Source organism: Mediterraneibacter hominis (assembly GCF_014287475.1).
Classification (GTDB): Bacteria; Bacillota; Clostridia; order Lachnospirales; family Lachnospiraceae; genus Mediterraneibacter; species Mediterraneibacter hominis.
In genome coordinates, this window is record NZ_JACOPF010000001.1 from 47,696 (window position 1) to 69,050 (window position 21,355).

The following is a 21,355-nucleotide window of genomic DNA, read 5'->3' on the forward strand; positions in this document are numbered from 1 at the left end:
TAGGATAAGAAAAAAGAATAGATACTTATATAGGTTCATAATCGGTTGAACGTCTCTACCAGCTGCCGTAACAGCTGACTATAAGTAAAAGCAGGGTATGTTTGCCCGCTGTCTTATAGAATATTAGTAAAGGAGAGTTTGACAGATGAATGAATCTATTTTTATTTTACAGGGAGATATTATTTATACAAAAGAAGCCGGCAAATTTGAAATTTGTGAAAACGGATATCTTGTGTGTGAACAAGGAAAGGTAAAAGGGGTATATCGCACGCTCCCATTTACACTTGGCGGAATACCTGTCAGAGACTATAAAGGAAAACTTCTGATTCCAGGACTGGCAGATCTGCATATTCACGCGCCGCAGTATTCTTTCCGGGGACTGGGGATGGATATGGAGCTTCTGGAATGGCTGAATGTCAATACATTTCCGGAAGAAGCCAAATATAGAGAGTTAGATTATGCACGAAAAGCCTATGAGATTTTTACAGAAAATTTAAAGAAGAGTGCGACTACAAGAGCGTGTATTTTTGCAACGGTTCACAGAGAGGCGACACTTCTTCTGATGGATCTGCTGGAAGAGGCAGGGCTTGGCACGATGGTGGGAAAAGTCAACATGGACAGGAATTGTCCAGATTATCTAAGCGAAGGCAGTGCCAAAAACTCGGCTGCTGAAACAGTGGAATGGATCCAGGATGTGGAGCATAAGAAGTATAAATACACAAGACCAATCTTAACCCCGCGTTTTATCCCGAGTTGTACAGATGAGCTGATGGAAAATCTGAAAAAAATTCAGTTAAGGTACAGTCTGCCAGTACAGTCTCATCTGTCAGAAAATATCAGTGAGATTGCGTGGGTGAAAGAGCTGTGCCCGCAGGCTGAATTCTATGGCGACGCCTACGATCGTTTTGGCTTGTTCGGAGCAGATGCGCCGACAGTGATGGCGCATTGTGTACATAGTGATGAGAGGGAAATAGAGAGGATGAAGGAAAATAAGGTATTCATTGCCCATTGTCCAGAATCTAATATGAATGTGTCCTCTGGAATCGCTCCGGTGAGAAGATTCTTAGAGGAAGGACTGCACGTAGGAATTGGAAGTGATGTGGCAGGAGGCACTACAGAGAACCTGTTCACTGCAATGGCACATGCCGTTCAGGCGTCTAAATTAAGGTGGAGGATACAAGATGAGAGCCTAAAGCCGCTTAGAGCGGAGGAAGTATTTTATATGGCGACAAAGGGAGGCGGAGAATTCTTTGGAAAGGTCGGAAGCTTTGAACCAGGGTATGAGTTTGATGTTGTAGTTCTCAATGACAGCAGACTAAAACACCCACAATATCTGGACATCCAGAAAAGACTGGAGCGTATGATTTATTTTGCAGATGACCGTGAGGTTGAGGCAAAATATGTAGGCGGAAGAAAAGTATTATAAAAGAACGAAAGATGAGTGTAAAAGACAGGCAGATGCCAGAGGAAATGTCCTGCGGAGGTGACGGTATGGAAAGACAGGAGCACGTAATAGGAAAAAGTGTAAAAAGAGTAGATGCCTTTGAAAAAGTGACGGGGCGTGCGAAATATACAGATGATTTGTGCGGCAAAGAAGCGTATGTGGCAAAGATTCTGCACGCGACAGTTGCACATGGAATAGTAAAATCTATTGATACGAAAGAGGCAGAAAAAATACCAGGCGTGGTGAAAATTGTGACCTGCTTTGATGTGCCAAAAATTTATTTTCCTACAGCCGGGCATCCCTGGTCTACGGATCCGGCACATCAAGATGTGGCGGATCGTCTGCTCTTGACGGAACATGTCCGGTTTTATGGGGATGATATAGCGGCGGTAGTCGCAGAAAATGAAGTGGCCGCAGTGCAGGCGGTCAGGGCGCTTAAGGTGGAATATGAAGAGCTTCCGTTTGTGTTGGATGTACAAAAGGCAATGGAAGAAGACGCCCCGCAGATACATGATACATACCCCAATAATATTTTGAAGCATACGACTATACGAAATGGAGAGTATGAAAAGGCTCGAAAAGAACCAGGACTTACAAAAGTAGAAGGATGGTATCAGACTCCTACGGTACAGCATTGCCATATTGAAAATTTTATCTGTTATGCCTATATGGAGCAGGGACGTATTGTGCTTGTCTCTTCTACACAGATTCCCCACATATGCCGTCGTGTGGTAGGGCAGGCGCTCGGGATTCCCTGGGGAAAAGTACGGGTAATAAAGCCTTACATAGGCGGAGGATTTGGAAACAAGCAGGATATTCTCTATGAGCCACTCTGCGCATATCTTAGTACGGCAGTAGGCGGGAGAATGGTGAAGCTGGATGTCTCCAGGGAGGAAACATTTGTATGCAACAGAGTAAGGCATGCGATCCGCATACATATTATTTCCTATGTGAGAAAGGACGGAACATTTGCAGCCCGTAAAATAGAATGTTTTTCTGATCAAGGGGCATATGCATCTCATGGACACAGTATCGGGGCAAAATGTATGAACTGTTTCCCGCAGCTTTATCCATGTCCGAATATCGAAGGAGATTCCTATACAGTGTTTACAAATAAATCTGTGGCAGGCGCTATGAGGGGATACGGGATTCCGCAGGCAATGTTTGCTATGGAAAGCCATATGGAAGATGTGGCGAAGGCTATGGGGCTTCCTTCTTATCAGCTCCGTTTTCAGAATATTATGCCGAAAGGGTTCAAGGACAGCTTTTCAAAAAATGTCAACTATTATGATACATTCCGCGAATGTATGGAGAAAGGAAAGAAGGTATTCCGATATGAAGAGAAATTAAAGGAATTTAAAAATCAGACCGGAGAGATACGGCGCGGCGTGGGAATGGCGGTATTTTGGTATAATACAGGCGTGTGGCCGATTTCTCTGGAAACGTCTGCATGCAGGATGGTTTTAAATCAGGATGGTTCTGTTCAGGTACAAGTAGGAGAGACGGAAATCGGACAGGGAGCAGATACTGCGTTTGCGCAGATGGCGGCGGAGACACTAGGAATTCCCTTTGAAAATGTACATGTTATGACAGTACAGGATACAGACATTACTCCGTTTGGCTTGGGGGCATATGCCTCCAGGCAGACATATATGGCAGGATTTTCTATCCATAAGACGGCCACGCTTCTAAAGGAAAAGATTTTGGATGCTGCGTGTGAGCTGACTCGTCAGATAAAAGAGAACATGGACATTGTAAACGGGAAAATTGTTCGGACAACAGACGGAAGCATACTTATGACAATGGAAGAACTGGCAATGGAAAAGATGTACAGTCTGACAAACAATGGACATTTAACAGCGGAGAGCAGTTTACAGATAAAAAATAATGCGTATTCCTTTGGCTGTACCTTTGCAGAAGTAGAAGTAGACATACCTGCATGCAGAGCAGAAGTCATTGATATTCTTAATGTCCATGACTGTGGAAAGTTGATTAATCCGGCGCTTGCGAAGGCACAGGTGCATGGAGGAATGAGCATGGGGATTGGATATGGACTTACCGAACATTTGATTTACGATGAAAAGACGGGAAAACCGCTGAACAATAATCTGTTGGACTATAAGCTGTCAACATTTTTAGACCACCCCGGACTGCAAGCGGAATTTATAGAAAATTATGAGCCTACCAGCGCTTATGGGACAAAGGCGTTAGGAGAACCTCCTACTTGCTCCATTGCTCCGGCAATTCGAAATGCGGTTTTAAATGCGACAAATGTGGCGGTAAATGAGATTCCTCTGACACCACATATCTTATTTAAACGGTTCAAAGAAGAAGGTCTGATTTAAGGAGGAGATGCCAGATGTATGATATAAAAGCATTATATGAGGCGGAAAATATATCGCATGCAATCCAGTTACTTGAGAAGCATCCGGCAGCGCAGATTATCGCCGGTGGAAGTGATGTACTGGTACAGATAAGAGAGGGGAAGCGTGCAGGAGCAGAGCTGGTTAGTATATATGGGCTGGAAGAACTTAGGGGTGTCTGTCTGGAGCAAGACGACACACTTCGTATAGGCTCTTTAACTAGCTTTTCTCATATTACAAGGGATCCTTTGATCCAGAGAATCATTCCGGTTCTGGGAGAAGCGGTAGATATGGTAGGAGGGCCGCAGATTCGCAATATTGGAACCATCGGAGGGAATACATGCAACGGGGTGACATCAGCGGATTCTGCCTCTACGCTTTTTGCATGGGACGCAGTGATCGAATTAACTGGACCGGAAGGGAGTCGCAGGATCCCGATACAGGAGTTCTATATTCGCGCAGGCAAGGTGGATTTGCGTCCGGCAGAGATACAGACGGGCATCTTAATTCAGAAAAAATCTTATGAAGGCTATGCAGGACATTACATTAAATATGCGATGAGAAATGCGATGGATATTGCTGCTCTGGGATGCTCCGTAAATGTAAAACTGACAGCCGACAAAAAGAGTATAGAAGATGTGCGGATTGCCTATGGGGTAGCAGGGCCTGTCCCAATGCGTGCCGTACATGCAGAAGAGGCCGGCAGAGGGAAGAAAATCACAGAGGACAGCATAGAGCGTGTCTCCGAGGCTGTACTGGAAGATATAATGCCGCGTGACAGCTGGAGAGCAAGCAAGGCGTTTCGTGAACATATATCAAAAGTACTGTGTAAGCGCGCATTAAAAGAAGCAATCTTAAGGGCCGGATATACAGAACTAAAAACAGAACATACAGACTCTCTGCATGTCGGGACGGCATATAGGGGAGGTGAACAGGGATGAGCAGAGAACAAAATATACAATATAAACTAGTCCGCTGTAAGATCAATGGTGTAGAACGAGAGACAATGGTAGATGTACGAGCGTCACTCACGGATATGCTGCGGGGAGATTACCGTTTAAGCAGTGTAAAGAAGGGGTGTGAAGTAGGAGAATGTGGAGCATGCAATGTATTAATAGACGGAGAGTGTTATAATTCCTGCATTTATCTTGCGGTCTGGGCAGATGGTAAAGAAATCCGTACACTGGAAGGGCTTTTAGGAGAGAATGGGGAACTTTCAGATATTCAGCAGGCATTTATCGACGAAACAGCAGTACAGTGCGGTTTCTGCACACCAGGGATTATTATGAGTGCGGTAGAAATATTGGAATCTGGAAAAGAATACACCAGAGAAGAATTAAGAAAACTCCTCTCTGGTCATCTGTGCAGATGTACTGGATATGAAAATATACTAAACGCAGTAGAAAAAACAATGAAGAAGAGATTAGGAAAATTATAAATTAACTAACAAAAATACCTTCCTCGTCTTGAAGAAAAGCTTTAACAGAAGGTACGCAAAAACACTGTATCAGAACACCGGGCAGGACCCGCTTTACCTCATCCGTTCGAGTGGTTCTAAGCACAAAATATCTGTGTGTCTATCGGAACACGCAGATGCTTTGTGCTTAGAACCAGGCGAACTGTATTCGGAACGCTCCTTGTCAATGCCCTGCTTATCTGACACAGTGTTTTTTGCTGTCACTTCCAGTCAGAAGTTTTACCCCGCCATTCGGAAGGCAGCCTTGTTAGTCAAATTTTATTAAAAAGAAATCAACTTCACGCTGTCACGAGTTTCCAACCAGAAAAATTTGTATGCTTCCGATTGGAAATGTGTAGCAGCGTGAAGTCGGTTCTGTTCTGTCTGAAATTGTGAATTTAATTGGGGAAGAACGTAAGCAGAAAGAGAAGGCAGTGCATAAGCAGGGAATTTTAAGCGGAACGTGGTAGATACAGATTGTTCTGTTTGTTAAGTGAGAAGCATGGAGCTCCAATGGACGATATGCTTCTACACTGTTACAAACATTCAATCGGATTTACCACAGTGTAGCCCTGACCTGCGTTGCACTGCCTTCTCTTTTTGCGTACCATTTTTTACCAGCTTCCGCAGTGCCAGCTCAATTCCGCATGTGCTTCATTTCGCTATCGGCAGTCGCCGAATGAAAAGAAGCAGACAAATTTCTGTTTATATGCAAGCATGACACAGAGTTTGCCTGTTCTTTTCACACTGCTTGTTGCTTCGTTAAATTTATAAATTTCTATCTAAACATAATCTTAACATGTATTTTAATAATATTATCACCGTCTTAATAGAAAAGAGACTATGATAAATATAGAAAAAGTAAGAAGTATTTATTTTGAGAGGGTGATATATATGATGACAAACCTTTTACTTGGAGTGATTGTGACGGGTGGAATTCTCTATGGACTACGTCTGATGAATAAATTAGATGATTGGAGAATGGAAGAACGAGAGCTTAAGAAAGAAGAAGAGGCAAAGCACAGGACGGCTGTTGTGTTTGGCATGGAGGAAAACAAAGCACTGACAGGCTGGTTTGAAAAAATCGGTGTGGAGACTGTCTGGATGGAAGGGATGTATATAGAGCAGGGATTAGAACAGGTGCGTTATGTAATTGCGGCCGGAGATTCAGATATTGACAATCTTTCTGTGCTGAATCTGTTTCGAAATATGTATCCAAAAGCAGAGACATTTGGGGTCTGTAACGAAAGAGCAAACAGAAAACTCTACAAACAGGCAGGGGTGTATCTGTTCTGGCACCGTGAGGAATTGTTACAGAGGTTGGAGTTGCTGCTTATGGAACATGAGGCAGGTGTGGCGTAATGGGCAGAGCAGGAAAGAGACTGACACAGACACAGATGATTGTTATAGGCTATGTACTAATTATTGCGGCAGGAACGTTTCTTCTTATACTTCCGGTATCCACCAGAGAGGGGATATTTACTTCTCCGGTGGATGCTTTATTTACCGCAACATCAGCATCCTGTGTGACAGGGCTCGTTATTGCAGATACTTTTCAACACTGGTCTGTGTTTGGGCAAACAGTAATATTGTCCCTAATTCAGATTGGCGGTTTGGGGTTTATGACAATCGGCGTTTTTTTCGCGATTATCCTGCGCAGAAAAATTGGGCTTTGGACAAGGGGAACGTTGCAGGAAAGCGTCAATATTATGCAGGTAGGTGGGATTGTCAGACTTGTTAAAAAGATTATTATAGGGACTCTGTTTTTTGAAGGAACTGGTGCTTTGATTTTATCCTGGCGATTCAGCCAGACGATGGAATTAGGGAAGGCGGTATATTTTGGGATTTTCCATTCTATCTCTGCATTCTGCAACGCTGGGTTTGACTTAATGGGAGAGGAAGCGGCATATTCCTCTTTTACTTCTTACTCTGGGGATTGGGTTGTGAATGTAGTTCTAATGTTGCTTATTATCATCGGAGGAATCGGTTTTTTTGTCTGGAACGATATTTCCATCCATAAATTTCATTTCCGAAAATATAGACTACATACGAAGATTACACTTTTTGTGACAGCCGTATTGATTTTTGGAGGAGCGGCGCTTCTATTCGTGTTTGAACAGGGGAATACCATAGAAGGGAGGCCTGTTGACGAACAGATACTATGCTCTTTGTTTGGCTCTGTAACAGCCCGGACTGCTGGATTTAATACGGTAGACACAGGGGCATTGACAGACAGCAGCAAAATACTTACTATTATATTGATGTTTATCGGCGGAAGTCCAGGCTCTACTGCGGGAGGTATTAAGACAACGACATTTGCGGTGCTGCTTGTATATGTACACGCGAATCTCAGACAGAAACATGACTGTGATATTTTCCACAGAAGACTGGACAATGGAGCGATTCGAAAAGCAAGTGCAGTAATGAGTATCAATTTGTTCTTATCTGTTATGGCAGTGCTTATTATAGTTACGATACACACAATCGATGCAACAGATGTGGCTTTTGAGGTAGTATCTGCAATGGGAACGGTAGGAATGTCTACGGGAATTACAAGGGAACTGGGAAATGTAGCAAAGTTCACATTGATTTTCCTAATGTACTGTGGAAGAGTGGGAAGCATGACATTTGCGCTCTCTCTACGCGGGCACAAGGTAGAAGCCCCTGTAAGAGAGCCGGCAGAGCAAATTATGATAGGGTGAGTTCCCCTTTCTTTATAAGAGATATGCAGCGAAAGTGAGAGGGGATAAGGAGGAAAAATGAAATCGGTTTTAATTATTGGATTGGGAAGACTTGGACATCATCTCTGTGTTAATATGTCCCGTCTAGGAAATGAAGTGATGATTGTAGATGAAGATGAGGAAAGCATGCAGGATCTCCTTCCCTATGCTGTGATGGCAAAAGTGGGGGACTGTACAAAAGAAGATGTGTTAAAAAGCTTGGGAGTTGGAAATTTTGACATTTGCTTTGTATGCATTGGATCAAATTTTCAGAGCAGCTTGGAAATTACAAGTTTGTTAAAAGAGATGGGCGCAAAGTATGTTGTAAGCAAAGCAAACCGCGATATTCAGGCTAAATTTTTGCTGCGTAACGGCGCGGACGAGGTCATTTATCCGGACAGGGATGTAGCAGAGCGACTGGCAGTAAAGCATAGTGCGAACCATGTATTTGATTATATTGAGCTGACAGAAGGTTATTCGATATTTGAGATTCCACCCATGAAAAGCTGGATAGGGAAGAGTATTCGCCAGATTGCGATTCGTTCCACCTATCATGTCAGTGTTCTTGGTATCAAGGTGGACGGTCACTTGAATCTTCTGCCTCAGTCAGACAGAATACTGGAGGCGGGCGATCATTTGATGGTGGTAGGGCTGAAAAAGGATATTGACAGGATACTGGCAAATATTTAAGTAAATGTATGTAGGAATCCGTCAGAGGCAGGATAGGAGGCAGAGGTGAAAAGGACAGAAAAATTGCTGCAAAGGACAAAAGGCTATAAAAGGCTTGTCTATATACTGCGGAGCGTGCTGATTGTACTGTCCGCCAGTCTTGTGTGTCTATTGCTGAACCAGTTCGGAATAGAGAAGGAAAATGGATTGATGGTATTTCTGGTAGGAGTGCTGCTAATCAGTGTTTTTACCGAAGGATATGAATATGGGATTATTGGAGCAGCGGTTAGTGTAATGATGTTCAATTATTTTTTTACAGTTCCGGTGCATACGTTTGCTATTATGAATCCAAACGATGTGGCTCTGCTCGTATTTTTTTTGATTGCCGCTTGTATTTCTTCCAGTCTCGCCGTACGTGTTCAGAAACAGTTTCTTATTTCCCAGAAAAATGAACAGACAGCGTTGCGTCTTCTGGAAATGTCAGAAAAATTTATCAATGTTACGGGAAAGGAAAATATTATCCGACTGGGACAGAGATATATCCGTGAGTATACTGGATATGAATGTATAGTGGAAGGGAAAGAAGAAAGTGCGAAGACAGAAGGGAAAAAAGGCGCAGAAAAGGAAGAAGATGCCGGTGATTATCTGCTGTTTCCTATTGGTGGAATGTTACGGCAGCAGGGGATACTAAAAGTGTATAATCACAGACAGGGGATACATCCAGAACAGGAAATGCTGATAAAAGCGGCAGCAAACCAAATCGGGATTGCCCTTGACAGAGAAATGATTTATGCACAGCAGGAACAGACTCGGCTGGAGGTGGAACGGGAGCATATGAAAAGTAGTATGCTGCGTAGTATTTCCCATGATTTCAGGACACCGCTTACAGGAATTATTGGAGACTGTGGACTTATATTAAACGGACATGATCAGGATGAAACAGGACAAAAGGAATTGGTAAGAGATGTGATGGAGCAGGCAATTTGGCTTAATAAGATGATGGAAAATATTTTAAGCATGACGAAGATAGAAAGCGGAGTACAGTTCATTGAGAAAAACCAGGAAGTCGTAGATGATCTTGTCTATGAAGCAAAGAAGCACATTATTGGACTAAAGGAGCATAGGGATTTTCGCATTTCTCTTCCGAAAGAAGTGATTGTTGTACAGGCAGATGGAAAAATGATTGTACAGGTATTGGTGAATCTCCTGGACAATGCTATGAAGCATACAGAAGAAGGGGGAAAAATCAGCTTGAATGTATTTCCTAGAAAGGGAAAGGTTTATTTTGTCGTGGAAGATGACGGAAAAGGAATTGTGCAGGGGATGGAGGAAAAAATTTTTGGAGAATTTGTATCTATTTCGGAGAACAGTGCAGGAATAAAAGGCAGTACAGATCAAAAAAGAGGAATCGGGCTTGGACTTACGATTTGTAAGGAAGTTGTAGAAGCGCACGGAGGAAAGATCTGGGCGGAGAATAGAACAGAAGGGGGAGCGAGGTTCACCTTCTGGCTGAAGGCAGAGCAGGTGGAATAGGATGGAAGAGAAGAAAAATATTTTAATTGTGGAGGATGATAAATATATTATAAATTTTTTATCTATGTCTTTAAAGGAAGAAGGATATGGATATTACACTGCAGGGACTGTGAAAGAGGCGATTCGTCTTTTCTATGCAAATCGTCCGGATTTGGTGATTTTAGATCTGGGGCTGCCGGACGGAGATGGGATGGAGGTACTTAGAAATGTTCGGGAGATCGCGGATGTACCGGTAATTGTAGTGTCGGCAAGGCAGGAAGAACAAGAAAAAATACAGGCATTAGATGAAGGGGCGGACGATTATGTTACAAAACCTTTCTATATGGGAGAGCTGCTCGCACGGATCCGTGCTGCAATGCGCAGAAAAGAAAAGAGAGGAAAGGAAGAAGATACAGTTTATTGCAAGGATGCCCTGGTAGTGGATTATACAAAGAGAACAGTGGAGGTAAACGGTACAGAAGTACACCTGACACCGATTGAGTATAAGATCCTTATTCTTTTAATTGAGAACCGTGGAAAGGTACTGACGCAGAATTATATTCTAAAAGAGATATGGGGATATACGCAAGGGGTAGAAGCCGGAACCTTAAGAGTGTTCATGGCGACTCTTAGACGAAAGATTGAGGACAACCCGTCGGAGCCAAAATATATTGTCACGGAAGTGGGAGTAGGATACCGGTTTCAAGCATAATCCCGGTATCCCATATTTCATGCCTATTTCGGCTGGCGGGTTTCTCCTGATAAGGTATATAGAATATCTGGAATTTTGGAGGAAGCGGGAAAAATCTGGTAGTTAGGTTCATTGATATCTTCCAGATAATGAGCATCTGAACTGCTGATCATATGGCAGTTTAAAAAATAAGGATGCTGTTTTTGGATTGTATGTAGATTCTTGAAATCATGGATTTCCGCACAAGTAAATGTACTGTCAGGCGGAACAAAGCCAAGATTTGAAAGCAGGCTGGTGGAAGGCTTGTCGATGTGAGCTGGATAAGCAATACCACCGTAGGAAGCTGCAAGTAAAAAAGCCTCGTCAAAAGTAATAGTCGTAGCATTGATTAGTAGATTTTTAACTGTTTCGACTACCGTATCATGTTCGTCCATAACCTGCTGTTTACCAAAGATACATTCGTCATTTTCTACTGCCTGAAGACGGCTGTATACATACTGATCAAAGGCAAGTGCTGCGTCTGGTTCGGGAAAGAGGCAGATGATATGCACTTCCTCAATCGTACACAATTCCATGCCGGGAATCACAATAACACCATACTGTTGTCCGTGATGTATGGCAGCAGGACAGTTCTTACAGCTATTATGATCTGTAAGCGCAATGACATCAAGTCCTTTTACGGCTGCCATTCCTACAATATTGGCAGGTGTCATATCATCATCCCCGCAGGGAGAGAGACAAGAGTGGAGATGAAGATCGTAGTAAAGACCGCTCACGAAAGCCCCGCCTCATAGATTTCCAGTGCGATGTCAAACACGGGAAGTGTTGTAGACAATACGGCAATTCCTTCCTCTTCTGCTTTGGCGAGGGTTCCTTCGTCCAGAGAAACGCCCTCTGCCAGGACAATACAGGCAACATCAGCAAGAGAAGCTACGGCGAGAGTATTTTTATTGCCCATGACTGTGACCCAGACACTGTCAGCGGGTGCTTTGCTCATGGCAATGCTTAAGAGATCACAGCAGAATACTTTGGAAACTGTTCGGTCAGGATTACCCTGTGCAAGAAGGGTACATTCCGGCAGAGTGAGAATGGATTTCAATTCCATATTATTCCTCCTTTTTCGGTACGCCGAATTCAGAAAGCTCGGCGGTTAGTTTTTGAATATAATCGGAGAGCAGTCGTGTGTTTTCATCCTGACAGCCTCCCGATAAATGCATCGCTTTTGACAGGTGTTCAATTTCTTTTGACAGGCTGGAAATATGTTCTCTTAGCACATAGATACAGTCATTGCTCGTAGCGGCGCCGCGTACGATATCCTCTGCCAGAGTCTGGCAGGTGGGCGCTCCACAGGAACCGCAGTCCAATCCAGGAAATTTTTTAGTGAGTGCCTCTACAGTACTCATCATTTCCAGACTTTCCTTGAAAGTATTGCCGAGACGGAACACCGGCTCATATTCTACATTGTCATCCCAGTAAAGATTCTCTGCTTCCGGTGTTGTAATAAGATGACTACGGGATACCGGCTGGTATTTAAGGATACGTTTGGTTTTGGTGGTAGCAACATATGCATTTTCAACCGTAAGGGTTCCGCCTACGCAGCCACCATTACAGGCATTCAATTCAACGAATTTCAGACCATGAATTTTCTCATCCTCCAGTTCTTCCAATACTCTTAAGATGTTGACGATGCCGTCGGCGGCAAGATAATTGTCTACTAAGAGTCCGCCCACTTCTCCTCCGGCATTGCTCCACCCGATACCGATTCTTCCGGAAGCAGCCAGTGGCTTTAACTGACTTTCGTCCCGGCTCATAAGGGGAAGTAAAAGCGGATAGACATCCTTGATTGCAACGACTTTATCGATGTTACTTTTGTCAATTCCAAGAGGTGCTTTTGCATAGGAGACTTTAGAAGGACAAGGAGAAATAAAGATAATTCCAATATCCTCTGAAGGAAGCCCTGTTTTTTGTATTGCCCTTTTGCGAGCGATTTCTGCGGCAATCTCCACGGGTGGTTTAATAGGAAGGAGACGGGAAATCAAAGAAGGGAATTTTACCCGTATCAGCCGAACGACAGAAGGACAGGCAGAACTGATAAAGGGCGCTTCATCAGCATGCGCCTGTATGTATGTCCGGGATGCTTCTGACACAAGTTCTGCCGCCGCACTGACTTCATATACGTCATCGAAGCCTAATCGGATTAAAGCATTTAATACAATGTCTACATTGGACAAATTATTATACTGGGCATACAGCGAAGGCGCCGGCAGAGCCACAGTGTATTTATAGTCGTTCATAACGGCGAGAGGATCGTAGGCAGGAATTTTAGCATGGTGCGGACAATAACGGATACATCTGCCGCAGTCAATGCAGAATTTATCTATGATATGTGCTTTGCCGTTGTGCACTCGGATTGCCTGGGTAGGACAGTATTTAATACAGTTGATACAGCCCTGGCAGGCATCCTCGTCAAGGCGCACAGAACGGATGAATTTGTTCATGTGTCACCCTCCCTTTCTTTATAGAAATACTTTCATGGTGACGGTAGTTCCTACGCCGGGGGTACTCTCTATCTGAAATTCGTCTGAGAATTTTTTCATATTGGGAAGCCCCATGCCGGCGCCGAACCCTAAGGAACGGACCTCTTCGGGGGCTGTGGAATAGCCTGCCTGCATCGCTTTGGAAATGTCCTTAATTCCAGGGCCCTGATCTGCAAGAATCATTTCAATTACCGTATCAGAGATAGTGACGGTAATCATACCGCCATTGGCATGAATCACCATATTGATTTCTCCTTCATACATAGCAATCGCGGTTTTTCGGATTGCTGCGTCATCCACGCCGAGCTGTTTTAACTTGTTTTTAACGGAGCTGCTGGCTTCACCGGCACGTGTGAAGTCATCACCGGAAATAACATATTGAAAAGTCAGCTTTTCACTCATGTCAGGCACCTCCCCGCAGCCCGTGTTCATAGAGAATCCCACAGGCGGTAAACATAAAATGTTCCGTGGTAAGAAGCACAATTTTTTTATTTCTGGCAAGAGAAAGTATATTTTCATCGGGCATTTTGCCACGAACAAAAATAATACAGACAATATCAAGCATCTCTGCTGTCCGTACAACCTGTGGATTGCATAATCCGGTAAGCAGTACAGAACATTTGCCACAGAAGGCGAGTACATCGCTCATCATATCGGCAGAAAATATAAACTGCACGTCCTGGTCTAAAAATTCTTCGCCAAAAAGCAGTCTGGCATTTAAGGCGTCCTGCATTTCTTTGATCGTCATAGACTGTCCTCCCTAAGAATATAGAATACTTTCAGTATACCATTGAAAAAAAGAATAAGCAATGAAATGTGTTGTGTAAAATGCATGTAAAGTAGTCTCTGGTAAACTTTTGTATTGGAAAAATACGTCAAGAAAATTGAAAATAAATCTCAAAATTATTGGTAAAATTATATAAAAAAATGATAATATTTTGGTGGAACTTTGTTATACATTGTGTTAATATATAATCAATGTAGCTCTAGATGCAGAAATGGAGGTTGAAGAATGCTTGAAAAAAAGGAGACTGTTCCGTTTTCAGGAACAAAAGAACAAGAAGAATCATTGATGAAAGTGATAGCTGAACTCAAAGGCGAGAAAGGCGCCCTGATGCCGATTTTACAAAAAGCACAGGATATATATGGCTATCTTCCCATAGAGGTTCAAAAGATGATTTCGGATGAGACAGGAATTCCGATGGAAAAAATTTATGGAGTTGCAACGTTCTATTCGCAGTTCACTTTAAATCCCAAAGGTAAGTATCAGATTTCTGTCTGTCTTGGTACAGCATGTTATGTCAAAGGTTCCGGAGATATTTATAATGCCCTGATGGAAAAACTCGGAATTGTAGGCGGAGAATGTACGCCGGATGGAAAATTCTCTCTGGATGCATGCAGATGTGTAGGCGCATGCGGACTCGCTCCAGTTATGATGATCAACGGGGAGGTCTATGGGCGTCTGACAGTGGATGACATAGATGACATTCTGGCAAAGTATGAATAAGCTATGATGCCGGAGATCGCAATGCATATTCTGGACGTGGCGGAAAATTCAGTCCGCGCGAAAGCGGGGCTGATTGAGATAACAGTATCTGTCAGGCCAAAAGAGGATAAACTGGCGGTAGTGATAAGAGACAATGGCTGTGGAATGGACAAAGAACAAGTACAGCAGGTGCAGGATCCGTTTTTTACGACTAGGAAGACCAGGAAGGTAGGACTTGGGGTACCGTTTCTTAAGCAGGCAGCAGAGAGCACGGGCGGAATATTCAGAATAGATTCAGAAAAGGGAAAAGGGACAACAGTAGAGGCGGTATTTACTCTGTCTCATATTGACAGGATGCCGCTTGGAGATATCACCTCCACCATACATACATTAATTGTTTTTAATGAAGCTGTAGAGTTTGTCTATACTTATCAATATGAAGACAAACAGTTTAGGCTGGATACAAGAGAAATGCGCGAGATTATAGGAGACGGAGTTTCCTTTGCGGAGAAAGAGATTTCAGAGTTTATAAAAGAATTTCTTGCGGTAAATAAAGAAGAGACAGACGGTGGAGCCAATATCTGAGATGTAAAGATTACAGAAAAAGAAAGAGAGGAAAAATATGAAAAGCCTGGAAGAATTACGCGCAATCAGAGAGAAGATGCAGGGAAAAGTAGGAGTGCGCGCGGAGAATGAAAATCAGACAAGAGTAGTAGTCGGCATGGCAACATGCGGGATTGCGAGTGGTGCAAGACCAGTTCTTAGCACACTTTCTGACGCAGTTCAACAGGAGGGGCTGTCAAAGAAAATCAGTGTAACACAGACAGGGTGTATTGGATTGTGTCAGTATGAACCGATTGTAGAAGTAATGGAGCCTGGAAAAGAAAAGGTAACATATGTGAAAATGAATCCTGAAAAAGCAATGGAAGTATTTAAACTTCATTTAGTAGGCGGCCAGGTAGTGACAAAATATACCTTATCGGGCGAAGCCCGCCAGCCAAAATAGGCATAAAATACGGGATGCCCGGAGGGTATACCTTATCGGGCAAAGCCGGCTGGAATAGGTATAAAATGAAAGAAAGCGTAAGGAAAAAGGAGGCAGATTACATATGTATCGTTCACACGTACTGGTCTGCGGCGGAACCGGATGTACTTCTTCCGGAAGCCACAGAATCATAGAAAAACTGGAAAAAGAAATTGCGGCACAGGGCCTTTCTGAAGAAGTCGGTGTTGTGCAGACAGGGTGCTTTGGATTGTGTGCCTTAGGACCGATTATGATTGTATATCCGGAAGGGTCCTTCTATGCAATGGTAAAGGAAGAGGACATACCGGAAATTGTAGCGGAACATCTTTTGAAAGGAAGAGTAGTGACACGTCTGCTCTATGATGAGACGACAAAGACAGATAAAATCCTTCCACTGAATGAGACGAATTTCTATAAGAAACAGCACAGAGTAGCGCTTCGAAACTGTGGTGTCATCAATCCGGAGAATATTGAAGAGTATATCGGCACTGGCGGATATGAGGCTTTGGGAATTGTGCTGACAGAGAAAAAGCCAGAGGATGTCATCCAGATCCTTTTAGACAGTGGATTAAGAGGAAGAGGAGGAGCAGGATTTCCGACCGGACTAAAATGGAAATTCGCGGCGGCAAATGACGCGGAACAAAAATATGTCTGTTGTAACGCGGACGAAGGAGATCCAGGAGCATTTATGGATCGTTCTATTTTAGAGGGAGATCCCCATGCGGTGCTTGAGGCGATGGCAATTGCCGGGTATGCAATTGGAGCGTCACAGGGATACATTTATGTGCGCGCGGAATATCCGATTGCAGTAAAACGCCTGGAGATTGCGATCGGACAGGCGCGAGAATACGGCCTGCTTGGAAAAGACATTTTCGGAAGCGGCTTTGATTTTGATATAGAATTGAGACTTGGTGCAGGTGCTTTTGTCTGCGGAGAGGAGACGGCTCTTATGACTTCTATAGAAGGCAACAGAGGAGAGCCGCGTCCCCGTCCGCCGTTTCCTGCCTTAAAAGGTCTGTTCCAGAGGCCGACCATATTAAATAACGTAGAAACCTATGCAAATATTCCGCAGATTATCGTAAAGGGACCAGAATGGTTTGCGTCTATGGGAACCGAGAAGTCCAAAGGAACAAAGGTATTTGCCCTGGGCGGTAAAATCAATAATACCGGATTAGTGGAAATTCCGATGGGCACAACCCTCCGAGAGATCGTAGAAGAAATCGGCGGCGGTGTTCCAAATGGGAAAAAATTCAAGGCGGCGCAGACGGGAGGGCCGTCAGGAGGATGTATCCCGGCAGAACATTTTGATGTACCTATAGATTATGACAATCTGATTGCGATTGGGTCAATGATGGGTTCCGGCGGTCTGATTGTAATGGATGAAGATACGTGTATGGTGGACATTGCAAAATTCTTCCTGGAATTTACTGTAGATGAGTCGTGTGGAAAATGTACGCCATGCCGGATCGGTACAAGACGTATGTTGGAAATTCTGGATAAAATTACAAAAGGTCAGGCGACAATGGAGGATTTGGATAAACTAGAAGAACTTTGTGAGCACTTAAAGACGAATTCACTGTGTGCGCTGGGGCAGACAGCGCCGAATCCTGTACTTTCTACCTTGCGTTACTTTAGGGATGAATATATTGCACATATCGTGGATAAGAAATGTCCGGCAGGCGTATGTAAGGATCTTCTGCAGTACAAGATAGACGCGGATAAATGTAAAGGATGTACTTTATGCGCGCGTACCTGTCCAGCAGATGCGATTATCGGCAAAGTAAAAGAACCGCATATGATCAATCCAGAGAAGTGTCTGAAATGTGGAGCTTGTATGGAAAAATGCCGTTTCGGTGCAATTTACAAAGAGTAATGGAGGCATGAGAAGATGGAAAATGTGAATTTGAAAATTAATGGCTTAGATGTAACTGCACCCGCAGGCTCTACAATTCTGGAGGCGGCACGCGGGGCAGGAATTAAAATACCGACGCTTTGCTTTTTGAAAGACATCAATGAGATCGGTGCATGCCGTATGTGTGTGGTAGAAGTAAAAGGAGCGCGGAATCTCGTTGCGGCGTGTGTGCATCCGGTAAATGAAGGAATGGAAGTGCAGACCAATACGCCTCTTCTTAGAGAATCAAGAAAAAGGACGCTGGAGCTTCTTCTTTCTAATCACGATAAGAAATGTCTGTCCTGCGTCAGAAGCGGTCAATGTGAGTTGCAAGAGCTGTGTCAGGAATTAGGGGTAACAGACGAAGAGCATTTTGCAGGAGAGATGACCCACTATGAATTAGATGACAGTGCGGTACACATGATTCGGGATAATAATAAATGTATTCTGTGCAGAAGATGTTCGGCAGTCTGCGAGAAGGTACAGACAGTAGGTGTGATTGGGCCAAATAATCGTGGGTTTGCTACCTTCATCGGTTCTCCGTTCGATATGGGGCTGGGAGAAACAAGCTGTGTATCCTGCGGGCAGTGTATTGCTGCCTGTCCGACTGGCGCCCTGTATGAAAAGGATTCTATAGAAGCAGTCTTAGATGCGATTGCAGATGAGACAAAGCATGTAGTGGTTCAGCCGGCGCCTTCTGTCCGTGCAGCGTTAGGGGAAGAATTCGGCTATCCAATGGGGACAGACGTAGAAGGAAAAATGGCGGCGGCTCTCAGGAGAATCGGATTTGACAAAGTATTTGATACAGATTTCAGTGCAGATCTTACAATTATGGAGGAGGCACATGAATTTTTAGACAGGGTGAAAAATGGAGGTGTACTTCCGATGATGACCTCCTGTTCACCAGGTTGGATCAAATACTGTGAGCACTATTATCCGGATCAGTTAGAACATCTTTCTAGTTGTAAATCACCGCAGCAGATGTTTGGAGCGCTCACAAAGACGTACTATGCGGAGAAAATGGGAATCGCACCGGAAGATATTGTTTGCGTCAGCGTTATGCCATGTACAGCGAAAAAATTTGAAATCGGAAGAGAGGATCAGAATGCAGCAGGTGTTCCGGATGTAGATATTTCCATTACGACCAGGGAATTGGCACGCCTCATCCGAAAAGTAGGGATTGATTTTAGAAGTCTTCCAGAAGAAGGATTTGACGATCCACTCGGGGAATCTACAGGAGCAGGCGTTATCTTTGGTGCGACCGGCGGTGTAATGGAAGCAGCACTGCGCACAGCGGTGGAAGAACTGACAGGGGAAGAGCTTGAAAAAGTAGAGTTTATGGAAGTGCGTGGAGCAGAAGGGATCAAAGAGGCGGTGTACCATGTGGCAGGAATGGACGTGAAAGTTGCCGTAGCTTCAGGTTTAAGCAATGCAAAAATTATTATGGATAAAATTCGTGCTGGAAAAGCGGATTACCATTTTGTGGAAATCATGTGTTGTCCGGGCGGATGTGTAAATGGCGGCGGTCAGCCGCAAGTACATGCGGATGTACGTAATTTTACAGATGTACGTGCAATCCGTGCGAAAGTGTTGTATGATAATGATGCAGCAAAGACACTGCGCAAGTCCCATGAAAATCCTTCTATTCAGAGAGTATATGAGGAATATCTGGGAGAACCTGGAAGCCAGAAGGCGCACCACATTTTGCACACTACTTATGTAAAAAGAAGCATCAATTAAGAAACACCCGCGAAAAAGTGCGGGTATATAAAAGATCCATTTGGCAGGCGCCGGCTTATATAACCGGCGCCCTGTGTATATCAGGCAGAAAAAGGAAAAGAGGTAAAAATATGAGAGTTATAGACTTCAGGGATGCGAAATGCCGGCATTGCTACAAATGTGTCCGCCATTGCGCGGTGAAGGCAATTTCAGTCAAGGACGAACAGGCGCATATTATGATCGATCACTGCATTAACTGCGGGCGCTGTTTAGAAGTCTGTCCACAGAATGCAAAGACATTTGCAAGTGATATGGATCGGGTGAAAGGGTATCTGCGCCAGGGATTCAAGACGATTATTTCCATCGCCCCCTCCTATGCGGGAGTATTGGAATTCGACAGGCCCGGACAAGTGGTGGATGCCCTTTTAAAGCTGGGCTTTGCAGAGGTCAGAGAGACTGCAGAGGGCGCGGCTATGGTGACAAATGAATATAAGAAAATCATTCGGGAGAATAAAATGCCGAATATTATTACGACCTGCTGTCCGAGTGTAAATGATCTGATCGAAAAATATTATCCTGAATGTGTACCTCTTATGGCGCCTGTAGTATCGCCGATGATCGCGCATGGCAGATATATCAAAAAGTTATACGGAAATGATGTGAAAGTAGTGTTTTTAGGGCCATGTATTGCAAAGAAGCAGGAGGCGATCGGAGACGAGAGAGTGTTCGGAGCAATCGATGCGATTCTTACTTTTGAGGAGTTGGCCATCTGGCTGGAGGAAGCAGGAATTGACATCCATCAGTGTGAAGAGAAGCCAATGGGAAATCCAGATCCGAAGATCAACCGCCTGTATCCAGTCAGCGGGGGCATTGTGCAGTCGGTTGTGACAGAGGAAGAAGCGGACGAATACCACAAGGTCTATGTAGACGGGCTGGAGAACTGCATGGAAATGCTGGAGTGTTTAAAGCAGGGGGAACTGACCCACTGCTTTATCGAAGCAAATGTCTGCGAGGGAGGATGTGCAAAAGGGCCGGCGTCAGCCAGATGGAATACTTCTTATGTAAAAGCGAAGGTAAAGATTGAAAATGAAGTTTCTCATAAAGCCGCGAAAGAGCTGCCGGATATGAGCACAGAAGAACTGAAAAAGAAATTCCAGGATAATAGATTGACAGACAGGATGCCGACAGAGGCAGACATACGAGAGATTTTAAAATCTACAGGTAAATATACACCGGAGGATGAGCTGAACTGCGGCGCATGCGGATATCCGACATGCAGAGATAAGGCAACTGCAGTATTCCAGGGGAAGGCAGAGCTTTCTATGTGCATGCCATATGCACTGAATCAGGCAGAATCTATGTCAAATGTGGTGATGGATGTGACGCCGAACATGATTTTTGTCATTGGCAGTGATTTGAAAATACTGGACTGTAATAAAAAGGCACAGGAGCTCTTAGGAGTAGGAAGAGAAGAGGCTGTGCAGAGGTATATATTTGAATTTATAGAGACACAGGACATTGAAGAGACACTGCGGACGAAAGAACCGGTGATCCATAAGAAAATTCGTTTAGAACATGGAAAGATGACGGCGGAGGAAACGATCGTATATATTGAAAATCTGGATTCTGTGCTGGTGACCTTCCAGGACGTGACGCGGGAAGAAAAAATGAAGGAGCAGCATTATAATCTGAAAGTAGAAACGGTGGAAATGGCGCAGAAGGTGATCGAAAAGCAGATGATGGTGGCGCAGGAAATTGCAGGGCTTTTAGGAGAGACTACAGCAGAGACAAAAGTGACGCTTACAAAGCTTCGGGATTCCATTTTGGAAGAGGAGGACTGACA

General features: G+C 44.0%; 20 protein-coding genes and 1 riboswitch. Of the genes, 15 read left to right on the forward strand and 5 right to left on the reverse strand.

Features of this window, described 5'->3' with window-relative positions:
* The first annotated feature begins 5 nt into the window (after nucleotides 1–5).
* Nucleotides 6–101, forward strand: a riboswitch (purine riboswitch).
* Between the two features lie 44 nt (nucleotides 102–145).
* From H8S37_RS00230 to H8S37_RS00270, 9 genes are all read left to right on the forward strand, one after another.
* Nucleotides 146–1,426 carry an amidohydrolase family protein gene (locus H8S37_RS00230; protein WP_186874058.1) on the forward strand — a complete coding sequence of 427 codons (1,281 nt, stop codon included), beginning with the start codon at nucleotides 146–148 and terminating at the stop codon, nucleotides 1,424–1,426.
* 65 nt (nucleotides 1,427–1,491) lie between these two features.
* Entirely contained in the window at nucleotides 1,492–3,789 is a 2,298-nt protein-coding gene (xdhA, locus tag H8S37_RS00235) for a xanthine dehydrogenase subunit XdhA (protein WP_186875712.1), read from the forward strand.
* Between the two features lie 14 nt (nucleotides 3,790–3,803).
* Nucleotides 3,804–4,748, forward strand: coding sequence for a xanthine dehydrogenase subunit XdhB (xdhB, locus tag H8S37_RS00240; RefSeq protein WP_186874059.1), 945 nt, complete (start codon nucleotides 3,804–3,806; stop codon nucleotides 4,746–4,748).
* Complete coding sequence (gene xdhC, locus H8S37_RS00245; protein WP_186874060.1) at nucleotides 4,745–5,245, forward strand: xanthine dehydrogenase subunit XdhC; 501 nt, start codon at nucleotides 4,745–4,747, stop codon at nucleotides 5,243–5,245. Before xdhB ends, xdhC begins: the two co-directional genes overlap by 4 nt.
* Nucleotides 5,246–6,106: 861 nt before the next feature.
* Nucleotides 6,107–6,625: a hypothetical protein gene (locus H8S37_RS00250; RefSeq protein ID WP_186874061.1), complete on the forward strand. Its 519-nt coding sequence runs from the start codon at nucleotides 6,107–6,109 to the stop codon at nucleotides 6,623–6,625.
* On the forward strand, nucleotides 6,625–7,965 hold the full coding sequence (locus tag H8S37_RS00255; protein ID WP_186874062.1) for a TrkH family potassium uptake protein: 1,341 nt from the start codon (nucleotides 6,625–6,627) through the stop codon (nucleotides 7,963–7,965). The genes H8S37_RS00250 and H8S37_RS00255 overlap by 1 nt, the downstream gene beginning before the upstream one ends.
* 57 nt (nucleotides 7,966–8,022) lie before the next feature.
* The gene (locus tag H8S37_RS00260; protein ID WP_186874063.1) at nucleotides 8,023–8,673 is read left to right on the forward strand and encodes a potassium channel family protein; all 651 of its coding nucleotides are present in this window, start codon (nucleotides 8,023–8,025) and stop codon (nucleotides 8,671–8,673) included.
* A 45-nt stretch (nucleotides 8,674–8,718) separates the two neighbouring features.
* The gene (locus H8S37_RS00265) at nucleotides 8,719–10,185 is read left to right on the forward strand and encodes a sensor histidine kinase (RefSeq protein WP_186874064.1); all 1,467 of its coding nucleotides are present in this window, start codon (nucleotides 8,719–8,721) and stop codon (nucleotides 10,183–10,185) included.
* A gap of 1 nt (nucleotide 10,186) precedes the next feature.
* Nucleotides 10,187–10,876: a response regulator gene (locus H8S37_RS00270; protein WP_186874065.1), complete on the forward strand. Its 690-nt coding sequence runs from the start codon at nucleotides 10,187–10,189 to the stop codon at nucleotides 10,874–10,876.
* A 23-nt stretch (nucleotides 10,877–10,899) separates the two neighbouring features.
* Here H8S37_RS00270 and H8S37_RS00275 read toward each other — a convergent pair whose 3' ends face one another.
* The 5 genes from H8S37_RS00275 to H8S37_RS00295 are packed head-to-tail and all read right to left on the reverse strand — an operon-like array spanning nucleotide 10,900 to nucleotide 14,140.
* Complete coding sequence (locus H8S37_RS00275; protein ID WP_186874066.1) at nucleotides 10,900–11,631, reverse strand: PHP domain-containing protein; 732 nt, start codon at nucleotides 11,629–11,631, stop codon at nucleotides 10,900–10,902.
* A complete protein-coding gene (locus H8S37_RS00280) occupies nucleotides 11,628–11,960 on the reverse strand; it encodes a hypothetical protein (protein WP_186874067.1) in 333 nt (110 codons plus the stop codon). Before H8S37_RS00280 ends, H8S37_RS00275 begins: the two co-directional genes overlap by 4 nt.
* Before the next feature lies 1 nt (nucleotide 11,961).
* The gene (locus tag H8S37_RS00285; protein WP_186874068.1) at nucleotides 11,962–13,353 is read right to left on the reverse strand and encodes a [Fe-Fe] hydrogenase large subunit C-terminal domain-containing protein; all 1,392 of its coding nucleotides are present in this window, start codon (nucleotides 13,351–13,353) and stop codon (nucleotides 11,962–11,964) included.
* Nucleotides 13,354–13,371: 18 nt separating this feature from the next.
* A complete protein-coding gene (locus tag H8S37_RS00290) occupies nucleotides 13,372–13,794 on the reverse strand; it encodes an ATP-binding protein (RefSeq protein ID WP_186874069.1) in 423 nt (140 codons plus the stop codon).
* Between the two features lies 1 nt (nucleotide 13,795).
* Nucleotides 13,796–14,140 carry a DRTGG domain-containing protein gene (locus H8S37_RS00295; RefSeq protein ID WP_186874070.1) on the reverse strand — a complete coding sequence of 115 codons (345 nt, stop codon included), beginning with the start codon at nucleotides 14,138–14,140 and terminating at the stop codon, nucleotides 13,796–13,798.
* A gap of 264 nt (nucleotides 14,141–14,404) precedes the next feature.
* Here H8S37_RS00295 and H8S37_RS00300 point away from each other — a divergent pair, with 264 nt between their 5' ends.
* The 6 genes from H8S37_RS00300 to H8S37_RS00325 all read left to right on the forward strand — a co-directional run bounded on the left by H8S37_RS00300 (nucleotide 14,405) and on the right by H8S37_RS00325 (nucleotide 21,353).
* Entirely contained in the window at nucleotides 14,405–14,899 is a 495-nt protein-coding gene (locus H8S37_RS00300) for an NADH-quinone oxidoreductase subunit NuoE family protein (protein WP_186874071.1), read from the forward strand.
* Nucleotides 14,900–14,902: 3 nt separating this feature from the next.
* Nucleotides 14,903–15,463 carry an ATP-binding protein gene (locus H8S37_RS00305; RefSeq protein ID WP_186874072.1) on the forward strand — a complete coding sequence of 187 codons (561 nt, stop codon included), beginning with the start codon at nucleotides 14,903–14,905 and terminating at the stop codon, nucleotides 15,461–15,463.
* A gap of 37 nt (nucleotides 15,464–15,500) precedes the next feature.
* A complete protein-coding gene (locus H8S37_RS00310; protein WP_186874073.1) occupies nucleotides 15,501–15,884 on the forward strand; it encodes a (2Fe-2S) ferredoxin domain-containing protein in 384 nt (127 codons plus the stop codon).
* Nucleotides 15,885–15,987: 103 nt separating this feature from the next.
* A complete protein-coding gene (gene nuoF, locus H8S37_RS00315) occupies nucleotides 15,988–17,775 on the forward strand; it encodes an NADH-quinone oxidoreductase subunit NuoF (protein ID WP_186874074.1) in 1,788 nt (595 codons plus the stop codon).
* Between the two features lie 15 nt (nucleotides 17,776–17,790).
* The gene (locus tag H8S37_RS00320) at nucleotides 17,791–19,533 is read left to right on the forward strand and encodes an NADH-dependent [FeFe] hydrogenase, group A6 (protein ID WP_186874075.1); all 1,743 of its coding nucleotides are present in this window, start codon (nucleotides 17,791–17,793) and stop codon (nucleotides 19,531–19,533) included.
* A 110-nt stretch (nucleotides 19,534–19,643) separates the two neighbouring features.
* Nucleotides 19,644–21,353, forward strand: coding sequence for a [Fe-Fe] hydrogenase large subunit C-terminal domain-containing protein (locus H8S37_RS00325; RefSeq protein WP_186874076.1), 1,710 nt, complete (start codon nucleotides 19,644–19,646; stop codon nucleotides 21,351–21,353).
* The last annotated feature ends 2 nt before the right edge of the window (nucleotides 21,354–21,355 follow it).

Coding starts and splice junctions, on each gene's coding strand:
- H8S37_RS00230 (WP_186874058.1), top strand. CDS start 146: ATGAATGAATCTATTTTTATTTTACAGGGAGATATTATTTATACAAAA.
- xdhA (WP_186875712.1), top strand. CDS start 1,492: ATGGAAAGACAGGAGCACGTAATAGGAAAAAGTGTAAAAAGAGTAGAT.
- xdhB (WP_186874059.1), top strand. CDS start 3,804: ATGTATGATATAAAAGCATTATATGAGGCGGAAAATATATCGCATGCA.
- xdhC (WP_186874060.1), top strand. CDS start 4,745: ATGAGCAGAGAACAAAATATACAATATAAACTAGTCCGCTGTAAGATC.
- H8S37_RS00250 (WP_186874061.1), top strand. CDS start 6,107: ATGATAAATATAGAAAAAGTAAGAAGTATTTATTTTGAGAGGGTGATA.
- H8S37_RS00255 (WP_186874062.1), top strand. CDS start 6,625: ATGGGCAGAGCAGGAAAGAGACTGACACAGACACAGATGATTGTTATA.
- H8S37_RS00260 (WP_186874063.1), top strand. CDS start 8,023: ATGAAATCGGTTTTAATTATTGGATTGGGAAGACTTGGACATCATCTC.
- H8S37_RS00270 (WP_186874065.1), top strand. CDS start 10,187: ATGGAAGAGAAGAAAAATATTTTAATTGTGGAGGATGATAAATATATT.
- H8S37_RS00280 (WP_186874067.1), bottom strand. CDS start 11,960: ATGGAATTGAAATCCATTCTCACTCTGCCGGAATGTACCCTTCTTGCA.
- H8S37_RS00285 (WP_186874068.1), bottom strand. CDS start 13,353: ATGAACAAATTCATCCGTTCTGTGCGCCTTGACGAGGATGCCTGCCAG.
- H8S37_RS00290 (WP_186874069.1), bottom strand. CDS start 13,794: ATGAGTGAAAAGCTGACTTTTCAATATGTTATTTCCGGTGATGACTTC.
- H8S37_RS00295 (WP_186874070.1), bottom strand. CDS start 14,140: ATGACGATCAAAGAAATGCAGGACGCCTTAAATGCCAGACTGCTTTTT.
- H8S37_RS00300 (WP_186874071.1), top strand. CDS start 14,405: ATGCTTGAAAAAAAGGAGACTGTTCCGTTTTCAGGAACAAAAGAACAA.
- H8S37_RS00305 (WP_186874072.1), top strand. CDS start 14,903: ATGATGCCGGAGATCGCAATGCATATTCTGGACGTGGCGGAAAATTCA.
- H8S37_RS00310 (WP_186874073.1), top strand. CDS start 15,501: ATGAAAAGCCTGGAAGAATTACGCGCAATCAGAGAGAAGATGCAGGGA.
- nuoF (WP_186874074.1), top strand. CDS start 15,988: ATGTATCGTTCACACGTACTGGTCTGCGGCGGAACCGGATGTACTTCT.
- H8S37_RS00320 (WP_186874075.1), top strand. CDS start 17,791: ATGGAAAATGTGAATTTGAAAATTAATGGCTTAGATGTAACTGCACCC.
- H8S37_RS00325 (WP_186874076.1), top strand. CDS start 19,644: ATGAGAGTTATAGACTTCAGGGATGCGAAATGCCGGCATTGCTACAAA.